This window comes from Mobiluncus sp., assembly GCF_985070215.1.
Map to the genome: position 1 here is coordinate 43212 of NZ_CFKZQR010000009.1, position 25876 is coordinate 69087.

Below are 25876 nucleotides of genomic sequence, written 5' to 3' on the forward strand. Positions count from 1 at the left end.
TTTTGGAGGAAACCATAAAATGTTGGATCAAGATTCTGACGGCTTGGCAGCGTTGCCGGAAAAGCTCACTGATTTTGCGCGCTCCCTCTCGATTTGGCCCGTCACGATGGGTTTGGCGTGTTGCGCTATTGAGATGATGGCGACCGCGGCTTCGCGTTTCGATATTGCCCGTTTCGGTTCGGAGGTGTTCCGTTCCTCCCCGCGTCACGCTGACGTGATGCTGGTTTCGGGTCGGGTCTCGCACAAGATGGCCACCATCATGCGCAACGTTTATGACGAGATGGCCGACCCGAAGTGGGTCATTTCCATGGGGGCTTGCGCTTCATCCGGCGGCGTGTTCAATAACTACGCCATTGTCCAGGGCTGCGACCACGTGGTGCCGGTAGACATCTACCTTCCGGGCTGCCCGCCGCGTCCGGAAATGTTGCTGGGGGCGTTGCTGAGCTTGCGTGACCACATCAAGGTCGATCCTTTGGGTAAGAATCGTGAGGAAGCCATCCGCAAGGCGGAAGCCGCGGCGCTGCAGGCGGCCTCGTTGAACGACATGAAGGGACTGATGGCGTGAGCGAAGAAACTCAAGATTTGCAAGCCGCTCCGGAGGGTGAACTGGAGCCGAAGCTGCCCCAGTACGCCAATCCTCGCGGCGAATCCCTGGGGGTGCGTGACAATCCGTTCGGGGTTCACGGCACCGGCGACACTTCCGGTTACGGCCAGTTGCATCGGGAAGTTATGATGCCCGGGCAGTCCCCGAAGCCTTACGGGGGCTGGTTCGATGACTGCGTCGATTACCTGGAGGAAGATTTGCGTGAGGCCGGGGTGGATCCTCTCACTGCCATAGACCGGGTCGTCGTTTCCCACGGCGAGTTGACGATTCACGTCGCCCGCGAACACCTGGTGACGGTTGCAAAAGCGTTGCGTGACGACCAGGACTTGCGCTTTGAGCTGTGCATGGGCGTGTCTGGGGTACATTACCCGCACGACGCCGGACGGGAACTGCACGCCGTGTACCACTTCATCAGCGTGACCCACAATCACAACCTGCGCATCGAGACTGCGGCCCCCGAGTCAGACCCGAAAATCCCCTCTATCGTGGATATTTACCCCGGAAACAACTGGCACGAGCGGGAAGCCTTCGACATGATGGGCATCATCTTTACCGGCCACCCGGCCTTGACCCGGTCCCTGCTTCCCGATGATTGGGTCGGACACCCGCAGCGTAAGGACTACCCGCTGGGCGGGATTCCAGTGCAATTTAAGGGCGGCACCGTCCCGCCGGCTGACACGCGGAGGAGCTACAGTTGAGTACCGAAACTATGAACCCAGAGGCAAAAACACAAAATGTTCATGCCGCGGCGGGAGCTGGCGACTACGTGCCGGGAATGCCGGAGTTTTCCGTTCAGGACGGCGACTGGGCCGCGATGACTGCGGACCTCGAGTCGGCTCACAATGACCGGATTGCTGTCAACTTGGGCCCGGTGCACCCCTCCACCCACGGCGTGCTGCGCGTCATCGTGGAGCTGGAAGGCGAAACCATTAAGGATTGCCGTTTGGGTACTGGCTACCTGCACACCGGTATTGAAAAATCCATGGAATACCGCACTTACAACCAGGGCGTGGCCTACTGTACCCGCATGGACTACGTGGCGCCGTTCTTTTCGGAAGTCGCCTGGTGCTTGGCCGTTGAAAAAGCTCTGGGGGTAACGGACCAGGTGCCTCGGCGGGCCAACGAAATCCGGGTGCTGTTGATGGAGCTGAACCGGATTGCTTCGCACCTGGTCGCCATCGGTACCGGCGCGAACGAACTGGGCGCAACGACCATGCTGACCACCGGCTTCCGGGGTCGTGAAGAAATCCTGCGGATTTTTGAACACATCACCGGCCTGCGCATGAACAACACCTATATGCGACCCGGCGGCGTATCCAATGACCTGCTGGACGACACGGTCGACATGATTCGTGAAAAGCTCCCGCTGGTCAAACGCGACATCGGCGAAATGCAGGACTTGATTATGGCCAACCCCATCTTTATTGGCCGTATGAAGAACGTGGGGTGGTTGCCGCTGTCCACCATGATGGCACTGTCCCTGACTGGTCCGTGTCTGCGGGCGGGCGGTTTGCCTCTGGACATGCGCAAGCTGCAGCCCTACTGCGGGTATGAGACTTACACTTTCGATGTTCCCACCCGCGACCATTCCGACTGCTACACGCGTACCGAGGTGCGTTTCGCGGAAATGTACCAGTCCCTGCGCATTGTGTACCAGGTGCTGGATCGCTTGGAGCAAAGCGAGGGTGAGCCGGTCATGATTGCCGACCCGAAGTTCGCTTATCCATCTAAGCTGACCATCGGCGCAGACGGCCAAGGCCAAGACCCGGAACACGTCTCGCATATTCTGGGGCATTCGATGGAGGAACTCATCCACCACTTCAAGCTGGTGACCGAAGGGTTCAGAATCCCGCCCGGTCAGGTGTACACCCAGATTGAACACGCCAAGGGCATCCAGGGCGTGCACCTGGTGACCGATGGCGGTACCCGCCCTTACCGCGCGCACTTCCGCGACCCCTCTTATGCAAACCTGCAATCTGCCTCCATGATGTGCGAGGGTGGCTTGATTTCTGACTTGGTGGTGTCAATCGGTTCGATTGACCCGGTGTTTGGAGGTGTGGATCGATGAAACCGTATCCTGAGGACGTCAAAGCGCGTCTGGTTCGCGAAGGCCGAGAGATTATTGCTCGCTACCCCGAGGGGCATTCGCGTTCGGCGCTGCTGCCGTTGCTGCACCTGGTGCAGTCCGAGGACGGCTTCGTGTCCGCCAACGGTATCGAGCTGTGCTCCGAACTGTTGGGGATTAGCCCCGCGGAAGTTTCGGCGGTCGCCACGTTCTATACCCAGTACAAGCGCCGTCCCAACGGGGAATACAACGTGGGGGTGTGTACCACTTCGCTGTGCGCCGTCATGGGTGGCGACGAGATTTGGGAAACCGTGTGCGACCACTTGGGCATCGGCAACGGGGAAACGACCGCGGACGGGAAAGTTACCCTGGAAGCGATTGAATGTAACGCCGCCTGCGACTTTGCCCCCGTCGTCATGGTGAACTGGGAATTCTTTGATAACCAAACCCCGCAATCGGCCGTGAAACTGGTCGATGACTTGCGTGCGGGCAATCCAGTGAAACCGACCCGCGGCCCGAATCACGTCCCGACCTTTAAGGAAAACGAGCACCTCTTGGCTGGTTTCGAGGACGGACTGGCCGATGAGGGCGAATCCGCCGGGGTTCCCACCCTGCTGGGCAAGCGCATCGCTGCGGAAAAAGGTTGGGGAATTCCCAGCGACCCGGGCTGGTCAGCTCCCGAAGCGAAGGAAGGTGAATAGTCATGAGTGAACTGAACCTGACTGACATTCCTGGTGGCGAGGTGCCGCTGACCCCGATTTTGTCGGATATGTGGGGCGTGGACCGGTCTTGGACCCTGGAAGCCTACCGGGCTCGCGGGGGCTACAAGGGTCTGGAAAAGGCCAACTCGATGGATCCCGCTGATGTGTTGGCTGCGGTCAAGAACTCGGGGTTGCGCGGTCGTGGTGGCGCGGGCTTCCCCGCGGGTTTGAAGTGGTCGTTCCTGCCTCCCGATGACGGTTTGCCGCGCTACCTGACGGTGAACGCTGACGAGTCTGAGCCGGGGACCTGCAAGGATATTCCGCAAATCATGGCGAACCCGCACGCCCTCATCGAGGGAATGGCGATTTGTTCCCGGGCGATTCGCTGCGAACACGCTTTCGTGTATCTGCGCGGAGAAGTGACCCACCCGCTGCGCCGACTGCTGGCCGCTATCCGGGAAGCAACCGAGGCGGGACTGCTGGGCGACCTCAAGATTACCGCCCACTCCGGGGCAGGAGCCTACATCTGCGGTGAGGAAACCGCCCTGCTGGATTCGTTGGAGGGCCGGCGCGGACACCCGCGGTTGAAGCCGCCGTTCCCGGCCGCCCAGGGGCTGTATGCTCGTCCCACCGTCATCAACAATGTCGAGACGATTTCCCAGGTCGCCGGCATCTTTAAGTACTCGGATAACTGGTACGCCTCGATGGGTACGGAAAAGTCCAAGGGGCACGGTATCTTTTCGATTTCCGGCCACGTGGCCCACCCCGGCCAGTTCGAGGCGCCCTTCGGCATTACGATGCGGCAACTCTTGGGATACTGCGGCGGAATGCGCTCCGGTCATGACCTGAAGTTTTGGGCGGTAGGGGGTTCCTCGGCGCCTATCTTTACGCCCGAAGAACTCGATGTTCCCCTGACTTATGAGGAAGTCGCCACCGCCGGTTCGATGCTGGCTACCCGCGCTATTCAAGTGTTTGATGAAACGACTTCGGTCGTGCGCGTCATGACCCGCTGGGTGGACTTTTATCAGCATGAATCTTGCGGCAAATGCACCCCGTGCCGGGAAGGCACCTACTGGATGAAGCAAATCATGCACCGCCTCGAAGCCGGTAAAGGCGAGGTTGGTGACGTGGACAAGTTGCTGTCGATTACTTCCGAGATTGGCGGGCGGTGCTTCTGCGCGCTGGGCGACGCAGCCATCACCCCGGTGAAGTCCGGCATTGAACGTTTCCGTGACGAGTTTGAAAAAGGCTACACAACCCCGGCTTGGGAGTTGTTCCCCTACGAACGCAGCGTGTACTACCACGAGGCATCGGGCGAGGCAGGTAAATAAATGAGCGACGAAGTGCAAATGGTCAATATTAAAGTTGACGGTAAGCCCCTGGAAGTGCCCAAAGGCACCCTGGCGATTCGGGCTTGCGAGATGGCCGGAGTGTACGTGCCGCGTTTTTGCGACCACCCGTTGCTGAAGCCGGTAGCGGCGTGCCGCGCGTGCCTGGTAGAGGTAGCCATGCCCAACCGGCAGGGCGAGGTCGCCAAGATGCCCAAACCGATGCCGGCCTGTTCGACCACCTGTTCGGATCGGATGGAGATTTACACCCAGTTCACCTCCGAGGTCGCGGCCAAAGCCCAAAACGGTATCCTCGAGTTCCTGCTGGTCAATCACCCGCTGGACTGCCCGGTTTGCGACAAGGGCGGCGAATGCCCCCTGCAAAACCAGACGTTCATGGAGGGCAACCCGACCTCGCGCTTCACCGATAAAAAGCGTGTCTGGCCCAAGCCGGTGCGCCTGACTTCCGAGATTCTGCTGGACCGGGACCGTTGCGTGCTGTGCCAGCGCTGCGTGCGTTTCGGTAAAGAAATCGCCGGTGACGCCTTCATCGACCTACAAGGGCGGGGCGGCGGTTCCTCTCCATGCGATCACCACTTCTTTATGGGTGAAAACATTGGTTCCTTTGACACGCAGGTGTTGGGGATTTATGACGAAGAGGCGAACCCGGACGGCGCTACCGTCACGGCTTGTGAATCGATGACCGGCCCGAGTGGGGAGCCCGGCATTATCGGTTCGATGCATTCGGGTAACCCGGACGTGGCGCACCGCGACGTGTCCGGTCGACGTTTCGCCTCGTACTTCTCCGGTAACGTCACGCAGATTTGTCCGGTCGGCGCGCTTACGAACGCCTCCTACCGTTTCCGGGCGCGTCCCCACGACCTCATCTCGACCCCCTCGATTACTGACCAGGACGCTAGTGGGGCGGAAATCCGCGTCGATGCGCGCCGTGGGGTCGTGTTGCGCCAGCTGGCGGGGGACAATCCCGAGGTCAATGAGGAATGGATTTCTGACAAGGACCGTTACGCTTTCGCGTGGCAGTCCTCCACGGACCGTTTGACCCGCCCGATGGTGCGTAACGACGCGGGCGAGTTGGAGGAAACCGACTGGGGTACCGCCCTTTCCCGGGCCGCCGCCTATGTTAAAGAATCTGCCCAAAACTCGGAGGTCACGTTCTTCCCCGGCGAACACCTGACCCTCGAGGACTACTACGCTTGGGGCAAGTTTGCTCACGTGGTAGGCAAGTCGAACATCGTGGATGCGCGCTCGCGGGACTTCCGCATGGACGAAGTGAACTTCATCAAACTGCGGGTCGCGGGGCGTCCTCTGGAAGTGACCTACCAAGACGTTGAGAAAGCACCGTTTGTGTTCCTGGTCGACCTGGAACCGGAGGACGAATGCGCCACCTTGTTCCTGCGGCTGCGCAAAGCTACGCAAAACCACGGCACGAAGGTCGCCACCCTCGCCTCATTCCTCAGTGATGGCGCGCGCAAACTCGGCGCTACCCTGGTGCAAAACCAGCCGGGGGAGCAACTCCAAATCCTGCAAGACATCATCGATGGTAAGGGCGAGTTTGCTTGGGTGAAAGAATCCCTGAGCCAGCCCGGATCGCTGGTGCTGATGGGGGAGCGCGCCAGCTTGGTCGTTGACGAGCTGGAATATGCCGCGCGCCTGGCCGACGCCACCAACGCCGCTTGGGCGTGGATACCGCGGCGCGCCGGTTCGCGTGCCGCTATTGAGGCGGGCTGCTTCCCCGGTCTGCTGCCGCGCGGTCGCCTGGTGACCGACCCGGCGGCGCGCGCCGACATCGATGCGGCTTGGGGCCTAAAGGAGCCGCTGCACGAGAATCTGCCGCTGTGTTTCCGGTGCATGTTGACCCCCGAGGCTTGGGAACAGTTCCTGCCCGGCACCACCATGGTGATGGGCGGGGTGGACCTGCGCGACCTGGAGGACCCGGACGGCACGCGGGAAGTCCTCAAAGGCGTGAAGCACGTTATCCAGCTGGAGGTGCGCAAGACCGAGATTACCCAGTACGCCGATGTCGTCCTGCCAGTGGCTCCGCCGCACGAAAAGAGCGGTACTTTCATCAACTGGGAAGGCCGGCTGCGTCCCTTCGGTCAGGCTTTGGCCTCGCACGCGCTGCCGGACTGGAAGGTCATGAACCTGCTGGGCCGGGCCGCGGGCTACGACCTGGGACTGGATTCGCTGGCCGCGATTTGGCACGAGTACGAAGAGCTGGGTCCCTGGCAAGGCATTCGTTTGGGGGCGCCTTTCCGTGAGGATCCTCCCATTGTTCCCCCCGAGGCCGGCCAGGCCCTGGTCATCACCTGGAAGCCGCTGCTGGACGCGGGGCGCTGCCAGGACGGCGAACCGTACTTGGCGGGGACTGCTAAAGTCCCGGTGGTGCGCATGAGCGCGGAAACCGCCCGGGAAAACGGTATTACCGACTTTGCCAAGATTACGGGACCGAAAGGCGCCTTGACCCTGCCGGTGGTGCTCACTGACCTGCCGGAGCGGGTCGTGTGGATGCCGGAATGTTCCCCCGGATCCCTGGTTCACGAAACCTTAGGTTCGGCTTACGGCCAGCTTGTTAGCTTGAAAGCAGCGGAGGCGTAACCATCATGTACACATTGATTCCTATCCTGACCGTTATGGGAGCTGACCTTTGGCCCGCCGTGGCAGCGGCTCCGAAAGGGGCTGACTTCAGCCAGGAAACCTGGTGGATTTCCCTCATCAAAGCCCTGATTATCATCGTGACGCTGATTCTCTACGTGCTGTTGGCACTGTGGGTGGAGCGACGCGGATTGGGCCGTATCCAAACCCGTCCCGGTCCGAATGTGCGCGGCCCGCTCGGTTTGCTCCAAGCCGTTGCGGACGCCGGCAAGATGGTGTTCAAAGAAAACTTCCGTCTCAAAGGCGCCGACACCCTGATTTACCTGGTTTCCCCGATTCTGGTGGCATTCACGGCTTTCGCCATCTTCGCGCTGATTCCCTTCGGGCCCAACGTGACGATTGGCGGAATCTCCACCCCGCTGCAGTTGTTTGATTCCGGGGTCGCCACGCTAATCGTGCTGGCGATTTCCTCCATCGGGATTTACGGGATTGTTCTGGGTGGCTGGTCGGCGAACTCTCCGTTCCCGCTGCTCGGTTCCGTGCGTTCCACGGCTCAAGTTATCTCCTATGAGCTGGCGATGGGCACCGCCTTGGTCAGCGTGTTCATCATGGCTGGTTCCATGTCCACCTCCGAAATCGTGGAGGCGCAAAAGGATCCGAGCTGGCTGCTGGGACTGTTGCCCGCCTTCATCGTCTATCTCATTGCTTCTTTCGGGGAAACGAACCGTCTGCCGTTCGACTTGACGGAATGCGAAAGCGAACTGGTGGCTGGGCATCAAACCGAATACTCGGGAATGAACTTCGCCTGGTACTACCTGGCGGAATACATCAACATCTTTAATGTTTCCGCCGTGGCGGTAACCATGTTCCTGGGCGGCTACAAAGCGCCGTGGCCGTGGGACTTCATGAACCCCGTCACCGGGTCGCCGTGGTGGGGAATTCTGTGGTTCACCCTCAAGGTGTGGTTCCTGTTCTGGATTTTCGTGTGGGTTCGCGGCACCCAGGTGCGCTTCCGCTACGACCAGTTCATGAACCTGGGCTGGAAGGTCCTGATTCCCGTCGGTTTCGTGTGGATGATAGCGGTGGCTTGGATTAAGGCGCTGCCCGTGTTCTTCGGCTTCAACTCGCAACAAATCATGATTGCGGTAGCGGGGGTCTGTGTGGTGCTGCTGGTCATCGTGATGTTGATTCCCGTCAAGAAAGCGAAACCGGTTGCGGACAAACCCTTCGACCCGATGGCGGACGGATTCCCGGTCCCGCCCCTCCCGGGACAAGAGCTGCCCCCCAGTCCGCGTTCTGGACTCTTGAAAGTAACTCCCAACATCCCGGCTGAAACGGCCATCACGGGCGGAAAGGAAGAAAAGTGAGCGAGCAAACTTCTGACAACAACTTGGTCGCCTCCCCTGACGAACCGGACCGCGCCGCCTCGTCAACCGGTCCTGCCCCCGCCGCGGACGCGGATCCCCAGCTGTGGCAACGGAAGAAAAAAGGCCCCATCGCGGAGTCGCTGAAAGCGGTCGCCGGTTTCGGAGTCACGTTCCGCAACTTCTTCCGCCCCTACGTCACTGAACAGTATCCGTTCGAAAAGGTGCCGACTCAGCCGCGCTACCACGGACGTCACCAGCTGAACCGCTACCCGGACGGCTTGGAAAAGTGTGTGGGCTGCGAACTGTGCGCCTGGGCTTGCCCGGCCGACGCCATCTATGTGGAGGCCGCCTCGAACACCCCGGAGGAACAATACAGCGCCGGGGAACGTTACGGGCGGGTCTACCAAATCAACTATCTGCGCTGCATCTTTTGCGGGATGTGCATCGAAGCCTGCCCGACGCGGGCTCTCACGATGTCCAACGATTACGAGATTTGGGACGACAACCGCGAGGATTTGATTTTTGAAAAGGACCGCCTGTTGGTTCCTTTGAATGCCGGAATGCTCGACACGCCGCACCCGATGGCGTCAGGCACTTCTGACATGGATTACTACAACGGAAGCGTCACCGGCGCGACCCCCGACCAGATTGACTGGGTCGCGAGTCGCCGTCCGCACGATGCCTCCTTGGCCAGCGCCGGGAAACCGGCACAGGAGGTGAAAGCATGAGCCACTTGCTGCAAGCGGCCGCGGCCTTACCCGAGATGGGCACCGGTCAGGCAATCTTCGTAGCGGTGTGTTCCGCCCTGGCGTTGATTGCGGCTTTGGGTGTCGCGCTGTCGAATCGGGCTGTTCACGCCGCGGTCTACATGGTCGCCATGATGGTGTGCGTGGCCGGCATCTACTTTTCGGTCGGTGCCGAGTTCCTGGGCGCGGTTCAGATTGTGGTTTACACCGGCGCCATCATGATGATGTTCCTGTTCGTCATCATGTTGGTGGGGGTACAAGCCGTGGACTCGCCGCGAGACTCCAAAGTCGTGACCGTGGCGGTGGCGGTGCTATTGGTCGTCGCTTTCGGGATTATGGCGATAGTGGCCGCCGCAAACACCACGGTGAATGGGGCTCCGGCGCAACCCAGCGGGGATCCGAATCCGGTCCGGCTGGCCTCCGAAGTCATCAACACTTACTATGCTCCGCTGGAAATGGTCGCGACCCTGCTGATTGTGGCCGCCCTCGGGGCGATGAGCCTGACCCACTCCGAGGCGCTGCTGCCGCGCGTGACCCAGTCTTTCCTGGTGAAACAGCGGATGAAAGCGTACCGGGAGACCGGTCATGTCTTGGGTCAGACCGTGCCGCCGGGTGTTTACGCCGAAACCAATGCTTTGGATGTGCCGGCTATCAGCGGCGAAACCCTGCGTCCGGTGCCGGAATCCGTGCCGCGCGTGGTGCGGGTTCGCGGCGAAGAACGCTCGCTTGGGGAAGCCTCGCCGTGGGCTGCTCGCGCGTTGGCGGCCGAAGCCAGTGGCGACGTGAGCTTGCACGGTGCGAAATCATCCGCGCTGGTCGCACGTTCCGGCGCGGCAGGAATGCCCGGAACGGGCGCGCCCGAGACCCTGCCAGACCAGGCAGAACCGCTTGACAACACTATTGCGGGCCACACCGAACCCGGTGCAGCCACGAAAGAAGGAGAAAACGCATGAACGTGATGTTCCTGGTATTCGTGGCCCTGGGCCTCTTTGCCGTGGGCGCCCTGACCGTGCTGCTCCACCGTTCCGCAGTCATCGCCCTGATGGGCGTGGAAATCATGCTGAACTCGTGCAATATCGCGCTGGTGGCTCTGGGAGAAGCCAACGCCAACATGACCGGCCAGGTCTTGGCGTTCTTTGTGATGACCGTGGCGGCGGCGGAAGTCGTGGTCGGCTTGGCCCTGATTGTGTCGCTGTTCCGCTCCCGGCGCACCACCTCCCTCGACGACTTCAACCTGTTGAACGGTTAAGGGGGAAAGGAAAACATGCTGCAAACTTTCAATCTTGTCAACGGGCTGGCTAGCGGCGCGATTCTGGAATTCGGGGCCGCCACCGGCATGGCTCAATACGCCTGGCTGATGATTGCCATTCCTTTCGTCAGTTCCATGTTCCTGCTCATCGCGGGGCGCCGCGTGGATTCCTGGGGACACTACCTGGGGATGCTGGCGCCGTGGGCTTCTTTCGTCATTGGTGTGGTCATTCTGGCAGAGATGCTGGGACGCTCCCCTGAAAACCGGGCGCAAACCCTGACGGTGTGGAACTGGCTGCCCGGTTCGGAAGTGAACGTGAACTTTGGTCTGCTGCTGGACCCGCTGTCCATCTCGTTTGTGATGCTGGTGACGTTTGTCGGCGGCCTCATTCACATCTATTCGGTGGGATACATGGCGGCTGACCCCGACCGACGCCGTTTCTTTGCCTACCTGAATTTCTTTGTGGCCTCCATGCTGACCCTGGTGTTGGGCAGTTCCTACCTGGTGACTTTCGTCGGTTGGGAAGGCGTCGGTTTGGCGTCCTACCTGCTGATTGGTTTCTGGAACCAGGTTCACAACAATGCCCTGGCCGCCAACAAGGCTTTCATCATGAACCGCGTGGGTGACCTGGGGCTGCTGCTGGCGATGATGTCGATGTTCGCTGTGGTTGGCTCTGTGGACTTTGCGGTTGTGCTGGGCGTTACGTTGCGGCCGGGTTGGGCTACGGCGATTGGCCTGTTCCTGTTGTTGGCGGCCTGCGGTAAATCCGCCCAGTTCCCCCTCCAAGCCTGGCTCGGTGACGCTATGGCCGGTCCGACCCCGGTGTCCGCGCTGATTCACGCCGCCACGATGGTGACCGCGGGCGTGTACCTGATGGTCCGTTCCGGTGCTATCTATACGCAAACCCCGGTCGCGTCCCTGGTCGTGGCCATTGTTGGGGCAATCACCCTGCTGTTCGGGGCCATCGTCGGCTGCGCGAAAGACGATATGAAGAAGGTCCTGGCGGCCTCTACCATGAGTCAAATCGGTTACATGATGTTGGGTGCGGGCTTGGGCCCGGTCGGCTGGGCATTTGCCATCTTCCACTTGATTACCCATGGGTTCTTTAAAGCCCAGCTGTTCCTGTCTGCCGGTGCGGTCATGCACGCGATGGGCGAACAGGTCAACATTCGCCGTTTCGGCGGGCTGTTCAAAGTCATGAAGATTACCTGGTTCGCGTTCTTCATCGGCTGGCTGGCCATCCTGGGAATCCCGCCATTCTCCGGGTTCTTCTCCAAGGACAAAATCATCGAGGCGGCTTTCCTGCCCAACCCGAACTTCGGAACTTGGTATCCCTGGGTGTTCGGTCTCATCGCCCTGTTCGGCGCCGGTATCACCGCGTTCTATATGTCCCGCCTGTTCTTCCTCATCTTCCACGGGGAGGCCCGGTGGACCACCGAAGCGGAAGGCGCCCCGGTCCATCCGCACGAGGCCGGTCCGTGGATGACCATTCCGCTCCTGGTGCTGTCCGTGTTCTCCATTGCGCTCGGTGGCCTGCTCTCGGTAGGTAACCTGTTCGTGACGTGGCTGAACCCCATCGTGAATATCGGTACTCGCGGCCAGATGGTCGAACCCGGCGAACCGGTCATGCCCGAAGCCCTGCTGATTGGGTTAACCCTGGCGGTAGTCATCATCGGGGTGCTCACCGCGTGGGCGCTGTTCATGAAACGTCCGGTCGAAAAGGCCGTGCCCGAAGCCAACGCCTTTATCATGGCGGCCCGCGAGGACCTCTACCAAGACGTTGTCAACGAAAAGGTCGCGATTATCCCCACGCTGGCGCTGTCCTCCGGGGTGGCGGTGGCAGACCGGGTGGTCATCGACGGCATCGTGGAAGGCACCGGTCGGCTCTCACTCTGGCTCGGTAAGGTCGGGGCGCTGGCTCACTCCGGCTCCCCGCGCCGCTACGCTGGCTGGACCCTGTTCGGCACAGTTTTGGCTCTTGTCCTGGTATTGGCGACAAGGCTGTGAGGTAAACAAAGGATGAACATGGTTTTGACTCAAACAACTATTCCGACAACGGCTGGTTTCCCGTGGTTGTCCTTGCTGGTGTGTATCCCGATGGGGTTCGCTCTGGCAATCTGGCTCATCCCCTGGCTGCGTTCCATCGGCCGGGAAGTTTCCCTCGCCGTGTCTAGTGCGGTCCTGGCAGGCGTGCTGGTGGCCCTGTTTACCAGCTATGACTTCGCCCCGGAAACGCCGGGAGCTTTCCAACTGGGCGAATCCTACTCGTGGATGCCCGCGATTGGCCTGTCTTGGGCGCTGGGCGTCAACGGGCTGGGCATGGTGATGATTATCCTCGCCACCGCCCTGACCCCCCTGGTTATTTTGGCTTCCTGGCGGGATGACACCGACCCGAAAGTGGCAGCTGGCTACGCCGCCCTCATCCTGGCTTTGGAATCCTTCATGGTGCTGCTGTTCGCCGCCCGTGACCTGCTGCTGTTCTATATCGCTTTTGAGGGGATGCTGATTCCGCTGTACTTCCTGGTGGGCCGTTACGGCAACGGTGATGCACAAGTGCGCCGCCACGCCGCTATCAAGTTCGTGCTGTATTCCCTGGCGGGCGGTTTGGTCATGCTGTTTGGCGTCATCGGCGTGTACGTGTATTCCGGCGGTGGCGACCGGGCTTTCCACATGGATTATCTGACCTCCGGGAACTTCCACCCCGGGGCAGCCGAGATGTGGATCATGACGACTTTCCTCATTGCTTTCGCAATCAAGGCTCCGATGGTGCCGGTACACACCTGGCTGCCTTCTACCGCGGCGGTCGCCCGCGGCGGCACCTCCGTGCTGCTGGTGGGCGTACTGGACAAGGTCGGTACCTGGGGCATGATTATGTTCTGCTGGCAGCTGTTCCCCGCAGCCTCCGCCAAAGTTGCGCCCGTTATCGTGGTTTTGGCAATCATCTCGATTCTGTGGGGGGCGTTGGCGGCAATTTCGCAAAAGGACCTGCTGCGTTTGGTGTCTTTCACTTCCGTGAGCCACTTCGGGTTCATGGTGTTGGCGCTGTACATTGGCTCTCAGACCGCGATTGAGGGCGCCATGCTCTACATGGTCGCCCACGGGGTGTCTATAGCCGGTTTGTTCCTGTTGAGCGGCTGGCTGACTACGCGAGGCGGTACCCAAGAAATCGCGGCCTACCGCGGTTTCCAGCGGGTTACCCCGACTTTGGCAGGCCTGTTCCTGGTGTCGGGCTTGGCGGCTATCGCCCTGCCTGGCCTGTCCGGTTTCCTGCCCGAATACTTGATTCTGGTCGGCACGTTTAAGATGAACATCGCGGCGGCGATTGTGTCTATCCTCGGGGTAGTGCTGGCTTCGGTTTACCTACTGGTGCCTTACCTGAATGTGTTTACCGGGCCGATTGACGGCGAGGTTCGCGAGGCTGACGATTTGAACTGGCGGGAAAAACTCATCATGGTTCCCTTGGTTTTAGCGATGTTTGGTTTAGGTGTTCTGCCCGGACCGACCTTGGACCTGATCAAGCCTGATGCTGCTCTCATGTATCAAGCGGTGTCTAATAGCGGGTTGGTGTCTGCCTCAGCTGTCTTGGCAACGAGCGAAGGAGGCGCCCAATGAACGCGATTCTTCCGGTGATTGTGAAAACCTTGGAGGTTAGCCCCGTGGTGGAATGGGATGCGCTAAGCCCCCTGCTAGTCCTGCTGGGCGCCGCCGTGTTAGCGACCCTAATCGAGGCCTTCCCCTGGCCCGGCTTCCGTAAAGGCGTCAACGCCTTCCTCACTATCGCCAGCATCATTACAGCGATTATCCTGGTGGCATGGCGTTTCTCCGTGGTCGGTCAGCAGGGGGCGCGGCAAATCGCGGCGGGAACCCTGTTTGAGGATCAGCTCTCGCTGGGATTCCAGCTGGTTTTGCTGGTCGTAGGGCTGTTGGCGGCCATTGTCGTCATTGACCGCTCCACCCCGAACGACGGCTCGTTTACTCCCCAGGCGGCCGACACCCCCGGCTCTTCCCAGGAAAACTACGCGATTAAGATTCGCTACCAGCGCACGGAAATGTACGCCTTGTTCCTCTACTCGCTGGGCGGCATGATGGCTTTCATCAGCTCGGGGAACCTGTTGACCCTGTTCGTGGCGCTGGAGTTGATGAGCTTGCCGCTCTACATCATGAGCGCGATGGGTCGGCGTCGCCGCCTGCTGAGCCAAGAAGCCGGTCTGAAGTACTTTATCCTCGGCGCTTTCGCTTCGGCATTTTTCCTGATGGGTATCACCATGCTCTACGGCTACACCGGAACTTTGAGCATGGTTGAGATGTCCAACGCGGTGTCCTTGAACTCGGGCTTGGACTGGATGCTCCTGACAGGCGGAGCCATGCTGCTGGTGGGCCTGTTCTTTAAGGTTTCCGCCGTGCCGTTCCACGCCTGGGCTCCTGACGTTTACCAAGGGGCGCCCTCGCCGATTTCCGGCTTCATGGCGGCTGGGGTGAAAGTCGCTGCTTTCGGCGCCCTGCTGCACCTGTACAGTTTCCTCTACACGCAGCTGAGTTGGGACTTCGTGGTCCTCATGTGGATGGTCATCATCGCGACCATCGTGGTGGGCACGTTCCTGGGCATCGTCCAAACTGACGTGAAGCGAATGTTGGCATACTCCTCGATTGCCCACGTGGGCTTCATCATGATTGCCCTGTTCGGGACTACGGGGAGCGCTTTCACTTCCATAGTCTTTTACGTCTTGGCTTACGGCGTCGCGACCATCGGCGCTTTCGCGGTTGTCTCGATTGTGCGTGATGAGGACGCAGAAGGCACGGTGCGCGGGGAGGCTTCGGCGCTGAGTTCTTGGGACGGTCTGGGGCGTAAGCATCCGGCCATGGCCGCCGCGATGGCTATCTTCCTGCTGAGCTTCGCGGGTATCCCTCTGACCGGCGGATTCATCGGAAAGTTCGTCGTGTTTGAGGCAGGCTTGGCGGCGGATCCCGCCAACGGCATCCTGGTCCTGATTGGGTTGCTGGCCTCGGTCGTTACCGCGTTCTTTTACTTCCGGGTCATCATGCGAATGTTCTTTACCGAACCCGGTTCAGACACCGCCACCATCTCGGCTGGCGATGGCTTGACCAAGTGTGTCATCGTGCTGTGCGCGCTGGCGACCATCGCATTGGGTGTCGCCAGCCAGCCGCTTTTGGCGTTGTTTACTCTGGGCGCATAGTCTTGAACCCGTGAGAAAAAAACTGGCCGCTACGCAATACCCGGTCTCGACCGATTCTGTCTTAGAGACACCGGGCTCACTGGAGACGAAACTCCAGGAAGCCTTAGAGGATGTCGAACAGATGTTGGCGCGGGAAACCCAGACGCAGCGGGATAGCACCTCCGAACTGGTTTCCCACCTGCGAGCCGCGGGCGGGAAACGGATGCGTCCCCTGCTGACCCTGCTCATTTCCCAGCTGGGAGCCCCGGATCAGCCGGTGTCTACCAAGGTTAAGCAAGCCGCGGTGGCGGTGGAGCTGACCCACCTCGCTTCGCTGTATCACGATGATTTGATGGATGAAGCGACCGTGCGCCGCGGGGTGCGCGCGGCTCACGTGCAGTGGACGAACACCCTGGCGGTGATGGCGGGGGATTTGATTTTTGCCCGCGCCTCCCTGCTGGTGTCCGAACTCGGACCTAGCATCGTGGCGCAGCATTCCCAAACTTTCGAGCGGTTGTGCCTGGGGCAGATGCATGACATTTTCGGTCCCGGCGATGATGACGACCCCATCGAGTTCTATATTGACGTGTTGCGGGACAAAACCGGCGCGCTCATTGGCTGTGCGGCGCTGTATGGGGCAGAACTATCCGGCTGCGAGGAGGCCACGGTTGCGGCCGTGACCCAGTTCGGCGAGGATTTGGGCGTGGCGTTCCAGATTGCCGATGATGTGCTGGATTTGCAGGCCACCGAGGCTCAAAGCGGGAAAACCCCCGGAGCCGACCTGCGGGACGGCACGAAAACGCTGCCCGTCCTGCTGCTGGAAAAGACCGTGCAGGAGGGCCGGGACACCGAGGATGACCGCGCCTTGTTGAAAGCGATCAGCGATACGGACTCCCTGCAAGACGATGCGGTTTTAGCCCAGGTCACAGCCCAGTTGGCGGCACACCCCGTGACGGCGGAAACAAAGCGGCTGGCCGGGCAGTGGGTCGAACGCGCCTTGGGACACCTGGACCTAATTCCCGAAGGAAAAGTTAAGGCCGCTCTCTCGGATTTTGCACACTTGCAAATTAACCGCCTAAAGTAGACCTGAAACTGAGGAGGATATCACTATGATTCGTAAAATTGCCGGACTGTGCCTGGCAGGAGCCCTGGTATTTAGCTTGACTGCCTGCGGAAACGAAGCCAAGGACGGGACGAAACCCAGCAAGGATGAGTTTTCTACGGCTCTGGCTGACCAGCTCGCCGCCGCCAAGAGTGGTGCCGATGGGGAGGCTAAAGATAAGCAGCAAGAGGCCGCCGTGGTGGACGTTATGTCTGTGGCTTTGGCTGTCTGCGCGGCCGATAAGGTTTATGAAGATTTGCCTTCCGGCACCGCGATTACGGTGGTTGAGGGCCGGTTGAACGACCTGACGCCGGGACACCGTCGCACCGTCGACGATGCCGTGAAAGCCTGTGCGGAAGAGATCGCCGCTGATTCCAGCGGTAAATCCAAAAAATCCGGAAAGTAAGGCTTAGAACAGGGGCTTCGCCGCACATTTGTGCGGCGAAGCCCTTTTTTGCACCATTCCGAGATTGGGGGTACGCAGTCGCGCCGATTTGACGCTACTTCGTAGCGTCGGCGGGATAGGTTTTACGGTGCTCCGCCTGAAACGGTGCACCAGCACCGTTTCTTAACGGCTCCGCGCTGTTGCCGCGCCGATTTGACGCTACTTCGTAGCGTCGGCGGCGCGACCTGTGAACTCATTCATTGTGTCGGAGACGCCGAAGAATTCCACCATCGCGTCCATGAAAGGTACCGGGAAGGCCTGCAAAATCTGTACCAGGCGCACAATCGGGGGGTGGACCTTAAACTGGGTACCTTTGTCGATTGCGTCCAAAACCTGAGTCGCGACTTTTTCCGGAGTAAGGATGGGCAAAACCAGGGAAAACTTTGTTTTCACCCCGGCGAACATCCCGGTCGAAATGTAATACGGGCAGTACAGCAAGGTATGGACGTGTGAACCCATATGGCGCAGTTCCTCACGCAGGGATTGGGCAAAACCGACCGCCCCGAACTTGGAACCGTTGTAGTCACTCAGGCGCGGTACCCCGACCAACCCAGCTGCCGAGGCGATAGTCACGACTGAACCTCGGTCACGCGCAATCATGCCCGGCAAAAACTCGCGAACCGTACGGTAGTGGGCAATCGTGTTCACTTCGAAAGAACGCTGCACATCGCGGTCGGTCGTTTCCAACATAGGTTTACCGGTGACGATACCGGCGTTGTTGATGAGGATGTCAACCCTGCCGTACTCGCTCAAGGTCTGTCGAGCAGCTTCATGCACGACCTCGGCATCGGTGACGTCCACCGTGAACGCCCCGGAACGGAAACGCGACGCCGTGGCGGCAGCTTCCGCCATACCGGCCGTTTCCGCGCCGGCCTGGGCATTCAAATCCCAAATGATGACGGCTCTGGCTCCGCGCCGGGCAGCTTCCACGGCCATCAGCCGGCCAATCCCGGACCCAGCTCCGGTAATCAACACCACGGCACCCTTTACTGGGGCCTTGAAAGGTTTGAAAAACAACATCTTGCCCGCCTTCCTGCAGATTGTTCCCACCGAGGGCTGACATAGACCCCGGATTAGACAAAATTCTATTCCTGAGACGCAATCGGTGTGGGTCAAACGGTAGGATTGAGGACGTGAGAAAAAAGACGCAGCTGACCCGGGACACTGGGGACCCCGCCGAACGCGCCGCAGCGACCCCCGAGTCCGCACTGTCGCGCACTCACCGCAAGAAAACTAAGAACTCGCCGTGGTGGGTGGACTTGGTTGTGGGGGTAGTCGTCGCTGTTGTCTTAATGGCGCTGGCCAAAGCGTTTGTTTTTCAATTTTTCGTGATTCCTTCCGAGTCAATGGAAAACACCCTGATGAAGGGCGACCGGATTTTTGTTTCGAAAATGAAGAACTTTCAGCCAATTGAGCGCGGCGACATCGTAGTGTTCGAGGATCGCCACAACTGGCTGCCTGACGAGTTTAAGAACGACAACCCCACCGGTTTTGCTGCTACCGCTTTTGGACAGGCCCTCGATAAAGGGCTGCGGGTGTTGCAGCTGAAACCTGAATATCCCGGGGGATACCTGGTCAAGCGGGTCGTTGGAGTTAGCGGGGACCACGTGACCTGCTGCAATGTCCAAAATAAGATTGAGGTTAACGGCAAGGTCGTGGCGGAACCCTATGTGAAGAAGGGCGCAAACACGATACCGGTGTCTTTTGATGTGACCGTGCCCGCCGGCAAGTACTGGGTGATGGGGGACAACCGCGATAATTCCGGGGATTCCCGCTACCATCAGGACGACAACAACCACGGTTTCGTGGACGAGGAACAAATCGTGGGCCGCACTGTGCTGCGCTATTTTCCCGTGAGCCGGATTAAGACTTTTTCCAACCCGGGCCTCAATCAGCTGCCTCGCGCGACCAAGACGGCCCGGCCCCCGACCAACCAGCCGCCTCCGAGCGACCAGCAGCCCCAGACACCGCCGCCTGCCACCGAAGCTGTCTCGCCCGGAGCCTCCCCGGAGGGCGCGAAAAACAATAAATAGCGCGGAAAATTCGTACCGTAGGTGGAGACTTCCCGGCGAGATTTAGCTCACTTATCGTTACAATCAAAGCGTGAAGAAACATTTCAATGGCTTGAAAACCGCAGTGCTGCTGGGTGTGCTGTGGATGGTACTGTTGGCAATCGGCGCCCTGTTAGCGGGCGGCACCGGAAACCGCACGTGGATTATCGTGTTCGGGACCATCGCCCTGATTCAAACCGCGGTGGGCTATTGGAACTCGGACAAAATCGCTTTGCGTGCCATGAATGCCCAGCCGCTCACCCCCCAGCAAGCCCCTGAACTGTACTCGATGGTGCAGGGCTTGTGCCAGCAGGCAGACCAGCCTATGCCGGCCTTGTACATTGCCCCAACCCAAACCCCCAACGCCTTCGCGACCGGGCGCAACCCGCAGCACGCGGCGGTGTGTGTCACCCAGGGTATTCTGGACATTCTGGAACCACGCGAACTGCGGGCCGTGCTGGGCCACGAACTCATGCACGTGTACAATCGGGACATTCTCACGTCCTCGGTGGCGGCCGGTTTGGCCGGGGTTATTACGTCCATAGCCCAGTTTGCCCTGTATTTTGGAGGGCGCGACCGTGAAGGCGGGGGGGTGATTGCCGGCCTGTCGCTCGCCTTGGTGGCACCTATCGCGGCTTCACTCATTCAGCTGAGTATTTCCCGGACTCGCGAGTTTGATGCGGACGAGGACGGTGCGCGCCTGGCTAATGACCCGCTGGCACTGGCTTCGGCGCTCAAGAAGCTGGAAACCGGGGTGGCTCGTGCCCCGTTGACGCCCACTCCGCAGCGTCAAACTGTGTCTGCCATGATGATTGCCCACCCGTTTAGGGCGCGTAACCTGTTCTCGACACATCCCCCGATGGATCAGAGGATTAAGCGTCTGGAAGAAATGGCGGGTTATTAGCCCTGGAAACCCAGCGGTTGGAGGCAAAGTTTTGTCCGGCGGGAAAAACCCCTAGATTAGTAACCGTGAGTGAACTGAAGCGGGATTTGCGGGCTTTGCCCAAAGCGCATCTACACCTGCACTTTACCGGGGCGATGCGTCCCCAGACCCTGCTGGAGTTGGCTCGGGAAACCAAGCAGCGCCTGCCCCGCTTTATGGGTGAAGGCGACCCCCTGCACGTCCCGGCTGACGAGCGGGGTTGGTTCCGTTTTCAACGTTCTTATGACTTGGCGCGCGCCCTGGTGCGCTGCGAAACGGTGATGCGTCGCATTGTGCGGGAGGCGGCCGAGGATGACGCGGCGGAAGGCTCCGGGCGGTTAGAGATTCAAGTCGACCCCACGTCTTATGCCCCCTGGGTGGGTGGGCTGACCCCCGCCCTGGAAATCATCCTGGACGAAGCGAAAGTTTCCGCGGAGGCAACCGGGGTGGAAATCGGGGTCATTGTGGCGGCGTCGCGCACCCGCAACCCGATGGATGCCCGGACTTTGGCTCGTTTAGCCTCTCGCTATGCCGGGGATCAGCCGGGGGAAGTCATCGGATTCGGGCTGTCCAACGATGAACGTGCCGGTTCCACCCCTGACTTTGAACCGGCGTTTCGCATCGCCGCGAGGGCGGGGCTGGCCAGCTTTCCCCACGGCGGGGAACTGCGCGGCCCGGAACATATCGCCCAAGTGGTGCGCCACCTGCATCCTGCCCGCCTGGGCCACGGGGTCAGGGCCGCGGAACAACCCGACCTGCTGAAGTCGCTGGTCGACCACGGTATAGCTCTGGAAGTGTGTCCAGCCTCGAACGTGTCCCTAGGGGTGTATCCCACGCTCACCGAAGTTCCCTTGCGCACCTTGACTGAGGCCGGAGCTACGGTCGCGCTGGGGGCAGACGATCCGCTGCTGTTCCGGTCTCGGCTGTTGGACCAGTATGAATTTGCTCGTCAGGTCGCCGGGTTCACCGACCGGGAGCTGGCTGAACTGGCTGCAGGTTCTGTCCGCGCATCTCTGGCCGGTGCGCAAACCAAGACAAAACTGCTGGAGCAAATCGATTTGTGGCTCAAGAGTTCCAATCCTGGGAATTAAACGGGTAAAATCTGATGATAGTTGCTTTCCGGGATGGCGACGAGTTTTGCTGTGTGCCTCTAGCTAATCCTGTGAAGGCTGCCACGGAAACGGCCGGAAGCCTGTTGCCGGCAAACTCTCAGCAATCTGCCCGGTGGGCAGCATTTGGATTCACCAGCGGGAAGGCGTCGCAGTGTTTGATGAATGGCTGACCTTCCCCTCCAATGGGGTGGCCTGGGCATTCCAGATTTTTACCAAGTTCGGGCCATTGCCAATCATGCTGGCAATTTTTATCATCATGATTCCATTTCGGCCTCAGGTTCCCCGAACCATGCCGATGCACCACCGCCGAGCTATCCTCCAGATAGAGTGGACTTTACGTGTCGCCCTGTCTTTCGCCCTGATTACCGTAATGCTCAGCCCGGCTGCCCTTATCAGCTTGTACAACTCCGGGTTGTTGACGCAAAACGCGTTTAACTCGATGAATACCATGCTGGTGCTGTTGGTGGGGGTCGCTTTCCAATTGCCTTACCTGTTGATGGTTCACGTGTGGTTTCCCCGGCCCCTGAACTGGCTGCCGAATCGCAACTGGGTCATCAGCCCGCGCTTCCGGTTGCGGGCGTGGCTTGTGTATATCCTCATCTGGATAGCGACCGAAATCATGATGGTGGTGGGCGGAATCGCGTTCGAAAGGCCGAATGCCTCCGTTTCGGGCGAAGAAATTCTGGCCGCGGCAGGGTATTACCTGATAGAAGGCATCATCTTCCTGGCTATGTCGGTATATATCCAGTACCGCATTTCGTGGCGGAATCCCGTTCCGGGAGTGCCGCTGGCGGTGGATATGGCGCTGCGCCGCGAGGACTTGAACAATGTGCAAAAGTTCGCCACGTTCATTTTGGGTGCGGGAGTGTCGCGGTGTCTGCAATTCCTGGCGCAACTTCAATACGAAAGCGGGCCGTTCGCTCTCTCAGCCGTCTCACTGGTGTTGAGTTGGGTGGTGTCTCTGAGCTCGTTGGCTCTCGCCTGCATTCCGACCTGGTGGTTTATGCGCAAGATGGATCCGTCTCGACGCCTCATGAAGGCGCTGAGAGACAAGGTGATGAGTGAAAAACGTGACCCGAATCTGTTCAGCTTGGAAAATTTCCGGAACATGTTGGACTATGACGAGGACGAACTTATTAAGGGATCTATACCCCAGCCAAGGAAAAATCTGTTTGTGTCCACGCTAGAAAATCCCCAAAAGGACCTGCTGACCGCCCCCGGTTCCGGTTCGGCTCCCGAAGAAGTCGCCCAGGCTTTCACGTATATGTCCAAGTTGGCTGCCCGTGCAGGAATGGGATTGACCCCGGAGGAACGCAAGGGATTGGCAGAGATTCGCCAAGCTGTACGGGAACTGGTGGAACACCGTGTCGCTTTGAATGAGGGTGTGGCGTCCAACTTGATTCCGATGAACCCCAATGCCGCGCTGGCCCAGGACGGTGAGCATGGGGAGACTGTCGAACTGTCCGAGGGGCAGGAAGAAGACGGCGAACCTCTAGATTCGGCCTTGGCACACCTGTTGGGTCAGTCCGTCAATGACACCGCGTTCGGTTTGGATTCGCAAACTTTGCAGGAATGGGGCGAGTTCTACAAAGAAAAAGACGAGATGGAGCGCCAGGAAAAGGCTTGGGAAGAACAGAAGGAAATGCAGGAACTGGCCATTACAACTTTCGGATTTGACCCTTATGCCTATGACCCCTACGGATATGCCAACCCATACGGCGGCTTCGCCAACCCCTACGCAGATTTCGGAACCGACCCTTATATGCAGTCTTATGCGGACGGCTACAGCTACGGGACGGCCAACCCCTACGCGGAGTTATATGGGGATCCCGGGTATTCCGACCCTTACGGCGGGTATGGCTACGACCCGTACGGCTACAACGCGGCGGGATATTGGCAGATGAATCCCAACATGGCGGGGGCTTACGGTGCATATCCTTGGGGCTGGCCCAACGGCGCGCCCACTATTCCCAATCCGCAGCCTTACGGTTACTTGGATGCGGGAGGGACCAATGGTGCAGCCTCGGAGGCTCCCGGGAATCCCGCGGCGGTTTCCGGGGCAGGGCCGGAAGGCTCTATGTTCCCTGGTCAGTCTGCGGCGGGTCCGCAGGGCGGGGCGTTCCCAGTTCCTGGCGACCCCCTTTCCCCCGGAGGGATGGGCACCGGTGAAGCGAATCCTGCGAATAACTGGCCGGGCGGCGAGCCCCAGAACGTAGCATTGGCCAGCCAGCCCGGTGGACCTCAGGTTCCCGGTTTCGGTGCGCCAGCGGGGCCGGGTGCGGGAACTACGCCAGCTATTCCCGGTGCCCCCATAGAGCCTAGTGCGCCGATGCTAAACAATCCCGTGAATCATGCGGATCCGGCGAATCCTGCGGTGCCAGAACATCAGGCTGCGCCGGGTTATCCCTTTGTGGTGCGAACGATGGAAGGATACCCCACCGTGGGTGCTCCCGCGTCGCCACCGTCCCTGCACCCGCTAGTTAACTTGGGTCAGCCCGGCCCGCAGCTTCCAAACCCGCAAGCCAACTTGGGTCAGCCCGGCCCGCAGGTTCTGGGCGCGCCGGTGAGCCCTGGCCAACCAGTTCCACCGGCGAATCCGGGCTTTCCCCAAAATCCCGGGCTTGTGAACCCCGCCGGACCCAACGTTCCTCCTCCCGTACAGCCCTACGCCCCGATGAACATGGAAGCGGCCGATGAAGGAATCGACCCTCGGGCCGTGTACCCGCCGACCTTTGCCAAGCCGCGACCTGCCCCGAGACAGTACGAAGAATTCGTTGAGGGCGAGGCTGAAATCGAAGAACTGCCCTAGTGGACACGTCCCGAACCAGGGACAATGTGCGGGGATAAAGGAGACTTAACCAGTGCGATTGGCAGATTTATGTACTTTGCGCGTGGGGGGAGAAGCGCGCCGCTTTTTGCTCAGTGCGCGGCGTGACGAGCTGATTCAGGCGATTGCTCAAGCTGACGCGGCCAGGGAGCCGCTGTTGTTCCTGGGCGGAGGGTCGAATCTGGTGCCGGTGGACGGCGAGTTTCCTGGATTAGTGCTTCGCGATGGCCGCGAGGACGTGCGGGTGTTGACCTTGCAGGAGTTCAGTGAACTACGCGCTGGCGGGGAGCAACCATCTCCGGGGCGTGAACCCGACACTGAGCTGCGCCCTGATGCGTCTCGCGGCTCTAACGAGGCCGTCGCCGCGGTCGTGGCGAAAGCCCAGCAACTCGCCGCCGCCACGCCCTCATGCGTATTTCTCAGCGTGTCCGGGGGACTGGCTTGGGACCGACTGGTCGAGTTTTGTGTGACGCAAGGATTTTCCGGGCTGGAGGCGCTGAGCGGAATCCCCGGCGTGGTCGGGGCGGCGCCCGTGCAAAATATTGGGGCTTACGGCGGGGAAGTCGCGGACTGCCTGCTGGGAGTCACGGCGTGGGACCGCCAGGAGCGCCGGCTGGTGTATTTGAGCGCCGCGGACCTCCGGTTCGGCTACCGAGATTCCCTACTAAAACAGTCTCGACTGCAGGTCGAAGCTAATTTTGGGACGCCGCAGTTTGCGCCGGCACGACCCGGAACAAACCCTGCTACCGGGCGGTGGATTGTGCTGGAAGTCGATTTTGCGCTGCGCCGCGGCGGGGGCACACCCGTTCGTTACGCCCAATTGGCGGGGGCACTCGGAGTGCCGATGGGCACGGTCGTACCGGCGGCCCAAATTCGCACGGCAGTGCTGGACCTGCGGCATTCTAAAGGCATGGTTTTGGACCCATCCGACCATGACACCTGGTCAGTGGGGTCGTTCTTTACCAATCCGATATTGCCGGTCGCGGCGGCCGCGGCTTTGGAGCTGCCGCAGGATGCTCCCCGCTGGGAGGCGGCGCTGCCGGCCCGTGCCGGGGAGGTGGGCGTGAAACTGTCGGCTGCCTGGCTCATCGAGCACTCCGGCATTACGAAAGGATTTACCCTGCCGGGAGCCGGCGCGGGAGTCTCGACGAAACACGTCCTGGCGCTAACAAACCGCGGCAACGCCACGGCTGCGGACATTCAGGCTCTGGCCAGCCATATCATTGCCGCGGTGCAGGGGGCTTATGGGGTTACCCTGGTTCCTGAGCCGGTCATTTTGTAGCGCTTTACGAATCACCCAGATTCGCACTATCCAGCACGAATGACCGATTTCACCGCCTCCGAGCGCAACTCTGCCGACTCGAAAATGTGTCTACCAGCAGTTTTACAAACGGAACGACGGGTGTGACTGCGGATTCCAACTCGAAATCGGTCGTTTATGCAATCGCCTCGATAATCAACAAACCCGCCCGAACGCGCGTGAGAATCCGGGTGTACCTGTCAGGGGTGTCAATAAACCGGGGGATTTGGGCGGTAGCTGCCATTATTGGCAGCTACCCGGCTATTCTCC

Annotated in this window: 21 protein-coding genes; 20 read left to right on the plus strand and 1 reads right to left on the minus strand. The window is 60.1% G+C overall.

The window, feature by feature from the left end; translation table 11 throughout:
• Positions 1–19: 19 nt before the first annotated feature.
• Genes AC5LBQ_RS03270 through AC5LBQ_RS03340 form a run of 15 tightly spaced genes read left to right on the plus strand, consistent with a single transcriptional unit; the run spans position 20 to position 17355 of the window.
• The gene (locus tag AC5LBQ_RS03270; RefSeq protein WP_282921016.1) at positions 20–565 is read left to right on the plus strand and encodes an NADH-quinone oxidoreductase subunit B; all 546 of its coding nucleotides are present in this window, start codon (positions 20–22) and stop codon (positions 563–565) included.
• Positions 562–1302, plus strand: a complete 741-nt coding sequence (locus AC5LBQ_RS03275; protein WP_493264619.1) for an NADH-quinone oxidoreductase subunit C — start codon at positions 562–564, stop codon at positions 1300–1302. Before AC5LBQ_RS03270 ends, AC5LBQ_RS03275 begins: the two co-directional genes overlap by 4 nt.
• Positions 1299–2672, plus strand: a complete 1374-nt coding sequence (locus tag AC5LBQ_RS03280; protein ID WP_493264620.1) for an NADH-quinone oxidoreductase subunit D — start codon at positions 1299–1301, stop codon at positions 2670–2672. The genes AC5LBQ_RS03275 and AC5LBQ_RS03280 overlap by 4 nt, the downstream gene beginning before the upstream one ends.
• Complete coding sequence (nuoE, locus tag AC5LBQ_RS03285) at positions 2669–3370, plus strand: NADH-quinone oxidoreductase subunit NuoE (protein ID WP_493264621.1); 702 nt, start codon at positions 2669–2671, stop codon at positions 3368–3370. The genes AC5LBQ_RS03280 and nuoE overlap by 4 nt, the downstream gene beginning before the upstream one ends.
• Positions 3371–3372: 2 nt before the next feature.
• Positions 3373–4701, plus strand: a complete 1329-nt coding sequence (gene nuoF / locus AC5LBQ_RS03290; protein WP_295027598.1) for an NADH-quinone oxidoreductase subunit NuoF — start codon at positions 3373–3375, stop codon at positions 4699–4701.
• Positions 4702–7314: an NADH-quinone oxidoreductase subunit G gene (locus AC5LBQ_RS03295; RefSeq protein WP_493264622.1), complete on the plus strand. Its 2613-nt coding sequence runs from the start codon at positions 4702–4704 to the stop codon at positions 7312–7314.
• Positions 7315–7319: 5 nt separating this feature from the next.
• Positions 7320–8678, plus strand: coding sequence for an NADH-quinone oxidoreductase subunit NuoH (nuoH, locus tag AC5LBQ_RS03300; RefSeq protein WP_282921022.1), 1359 nt, complete (start codon positions 7320–7322; stop codon positions 8676–8678).
• Positions 8675–9406 (plus strand): NADH-quinone oxidoreductase subunit NuoI, encoded by a 732-nt coding sequence (nuoI, locus tag AC5LBQ_RS03305; RefSeq protein ID WP_493264623.1) that lies wholly within the window; start codon positions 8675–8677, stop codon positions 9404–9406. The genes nuoH and nuoI overlap by 4 nt, the downstream gene beginning before the upstream one ends.
• Positions 9403–10377 (plus strand): NADH-quinone oxidoreductase subunit J, encoded by a 975-nt coding sequence (locus AC5LBQ_RS03310; RefSeq protein WP_493264624.1) that lies wholly within the window; start codon positions 9403–9405, stop codon positions 10375–10377. Before nuoI ends, AC5LBQ_RS03310 begins: the two co-directional genes overlap by 4 nt.
• Positions 10374–10673, plus strand: a complete 300-nt coding sequence (gene nuoK / locus AC5LBQ_RS03315; RefSeq protein WP_282921025.1) for an NADH-quinone oxidoreductase subunit NuoK — start codon at positions 10374–10376, stop codon at positions 10671–10673. Before AC5LBQ_RS03310 ends, nuoK begins: the two co-directional genes overlap by 4 nt.
• A gap of 15 nt (positions 10674–10688) precedes the next feature.
• A complete protein-coding gene (gene nuoL / locus AC5LBQ_RS03320; RefSeq protein ID WP_307741634.1) occupies positions 10689–12680 on the plus strand; it encodes an NADH-quinone oxidoreductase subunit L in 1992 nt (663 codons plus the stop codon).
• 12 nt (positions 12681–12692) lie between these two features.
• On the plus strand, positions 12693–14285 hold the full coding sequence (locus AC5LBQ_RS03325) for a complex I subunit 4 family protein (protein ID WP_493264625.1): 1593 nt from the start codon (positions 12693–12695) through the stop codon (positions 14283–14285).
• Positions 14282–15868 (plus strand): NADH-quinone oxidoreductase subunit NuoN, encoded by a 1587-nt coding sequence (nuoN, locus tag AC5LBQ_RS03330; protein WP_493264626.1) that lies wholly within the window; start codon positions 14282–14284, stop codon positions 15866–15868. Before AC5LBQ_RS03325 ends, nuoN begins: the two co-directional genes overlap by 4 nt.
• Before the next feature lie 10 nt (positions 15869–15878).
• On the plus strand, positions 15879–16931 hold the full coding sequence (locus AC5LBQ_RS03335; RefSeq protein ID WP_493264627.1) for a polyprenyl synthetase family protein: 1053 nt from the start codon (positions 15879–15881) through the stop codon (positions 16929–16931).
• A gap of 25 nt (positions 16932–16956) precedes the next feature.
• Complete coding sequence (locus tag AC5LBQ_RS03340; protein WP_493264628.1) at positions 16957–17355, plus strand: hypothetical protein; 399 nt, start codon at positions 16957–16959, stop codon at positions 17353–17355.
• A 198-nt stretch (positions 17356–17553) separates the two neighbouring features.
• On the opposite strand, the gene AC5LBQ_RS03345 is transcribed toward AC5LBQ_RS03340, so the two are convergent.
• Positions 17554–18414 carry an SDR family oxidoreductase gene (locus tag AC5LBQ_RS03345; protein WP_493264629.1) on the minus strand — a complete coding sequence of 287 codons (861 nt, stop codon included), beginning with the start codon at positions 18412–18414 and terminating at the stop codon, positions 17554–17556.
• 113 nt (positions 18415–18527) lie between these two features.
• On the opposite strand from AC5LBQ_RS03345, the gene lepB reads away from it, so the two are divergent.
• The 5 genes from lepB (at position 18528) to AC5LBQ_RS03370 (ending at position 25588) form a co-directional block, all read left to right on the plus strand.
• A complete protein-coding gene (lepB, locus tag AC5LBQ_RS03350; RefSeq protein WP_295027609.1) occupies positions 18528–19427 on the plus strand; it encodes a signal peptidase I in 900 nt (299 codons plus the stop codon).
• Between the two features lie 70 nt (positions 19428–19497).
• Positions 19498–20349, plus strand: a complete 852-nt coding sequence (htpX, locus tag AC5LBQ_RS03355) for a zinc metalloprotease HtpX (protein ID WP_493264630.1) — start codon at positions 19498–19500, stop codon at positions 20347–20349.
• 65 nt (positions 20350–20414) lie between these two features.
• The gene (locus AC5LBQ_RS03360; RefSeq protein WP_493264631.1) at positions 20415–21458 is read left to right on the plus strand and encodes an adenosine deaminase; all 1044 of its coding nucleotides are present in this window, start codon (positions 20415–20417) and stop codon (positions 21456–21458) included.
• Between the two features lie 172 nt (positions 21459–21630).
• Positions 21631–24288: a translation initiation factor 2 gene (locus AC5LBQ_RS03365; RefSeq protein ID WP_493264632.1), complete on the plus strand. Its 2658-nt coding sequence runs from the start codon at positions 21631–21633 to the stop codon at positions 24286–24288.
• Positions 24289–24340: 52 nt separating this feature from the next.
• Positions 24341–25588, plus strand: a complete 1248-nt coding sequence (locus tag AC5LBQ_RS03370; RefSeq protein ID WP_493264633.1) for a UDP-N-acetylmuramate dehydrogenase — start codon at positions 24341–24343, stop codon at positions 25586–25588.
• Positions 25589–25876 lie beyond the last annotated feature (288 nt).

Excerpts from the sequence above, each read along its gene's own strand:
- AC5LBQ_RS03270 (WP_282921016.1), top strand. The coding sequence starts at position 20 with ATGTTGGATCAAGATTCTGACGGCTTGGCAGCGTTGCCGGAAAAGCTC.
- nuoE (WP_493264621.1), top strand. The coding sequence starts at position 2,669 with ATGAAACCGTATCCTGAGGACGTCAAAGCGCGTCTGGTTCGCGAAGGC.
- nuoF (WP_295027598.1), top strand. The coding sequence starts at position 3,373 with ATGAGTGAACTGAACCTGACTGACATTCCTGGTGGCGAGGTGCCGCTG.
- AC5LBQ_RS03295 (WP_493264622.1), top strand. The coding sequence starts at position 4,702 with ATGAGCGACGAAGTGCAAATGGTCAATATTAAAGTTGACGGTAAGCCC.
- nuoH (WP_282921022.1), top strand. The coding sequence starts at position 7,320 with ATGTACACATTGATTCCTATCCTGACCGTTATGGGAGCTGACCTTTGG.
- AC5LBQ_RS03310 (WP_493264624.1), top strand. The coding sequence starts at position 9,403 with ATGAGCCACTTGCTGCAAGCGGCCGCGGCCTTACCCGAGATGGGCACC.
- nuoK (WP_282921025.1), top strand. The coding sequence starts at position 10,374 with ATGAACGTGATGTTCCTGGTATTCGTGGCCCTGGGCCTCTTTGCCGTG.
- nuoL (WP_307741634.1), top strand. The coding sequence starts at position 10,689 with ATGCTGCAAACTTTCAATCTTGTCAACGGGCTGGCTAGCGGCGCGATT.
- AC5LBQ_RS03325 (WP_493264625.1), top strand. The coding sequence starts at position 12,693 with ATGAACATGGTTTTGACTCAAACAACTATTCCGACAACGGCTGGTTTC.
- nuoN (WP_493264626.1), top strand. The coding sequence starts at position 14,282 with ATGAACGCGATTCTTCCGGTGATTGTGAAAACCTTGGAGGTTAGCCCC.
- AC5LBQ_RS03340 (WP_493264628.1), top strand. The coding sequence starts at position 16,957 with ATGATTCGTAAAATTGCCGGACTGTGCCTGGCAGGAGCCCTGGTATTT.
- AC5LBQ_RS03345 (WP_493264629.1), bottom strand. The coding sequence starts at position 18,414 with ATGTTGTTTTTCAAACCTTTCAAGGCCCCAGTAAAGGGTGCCGTGGTG.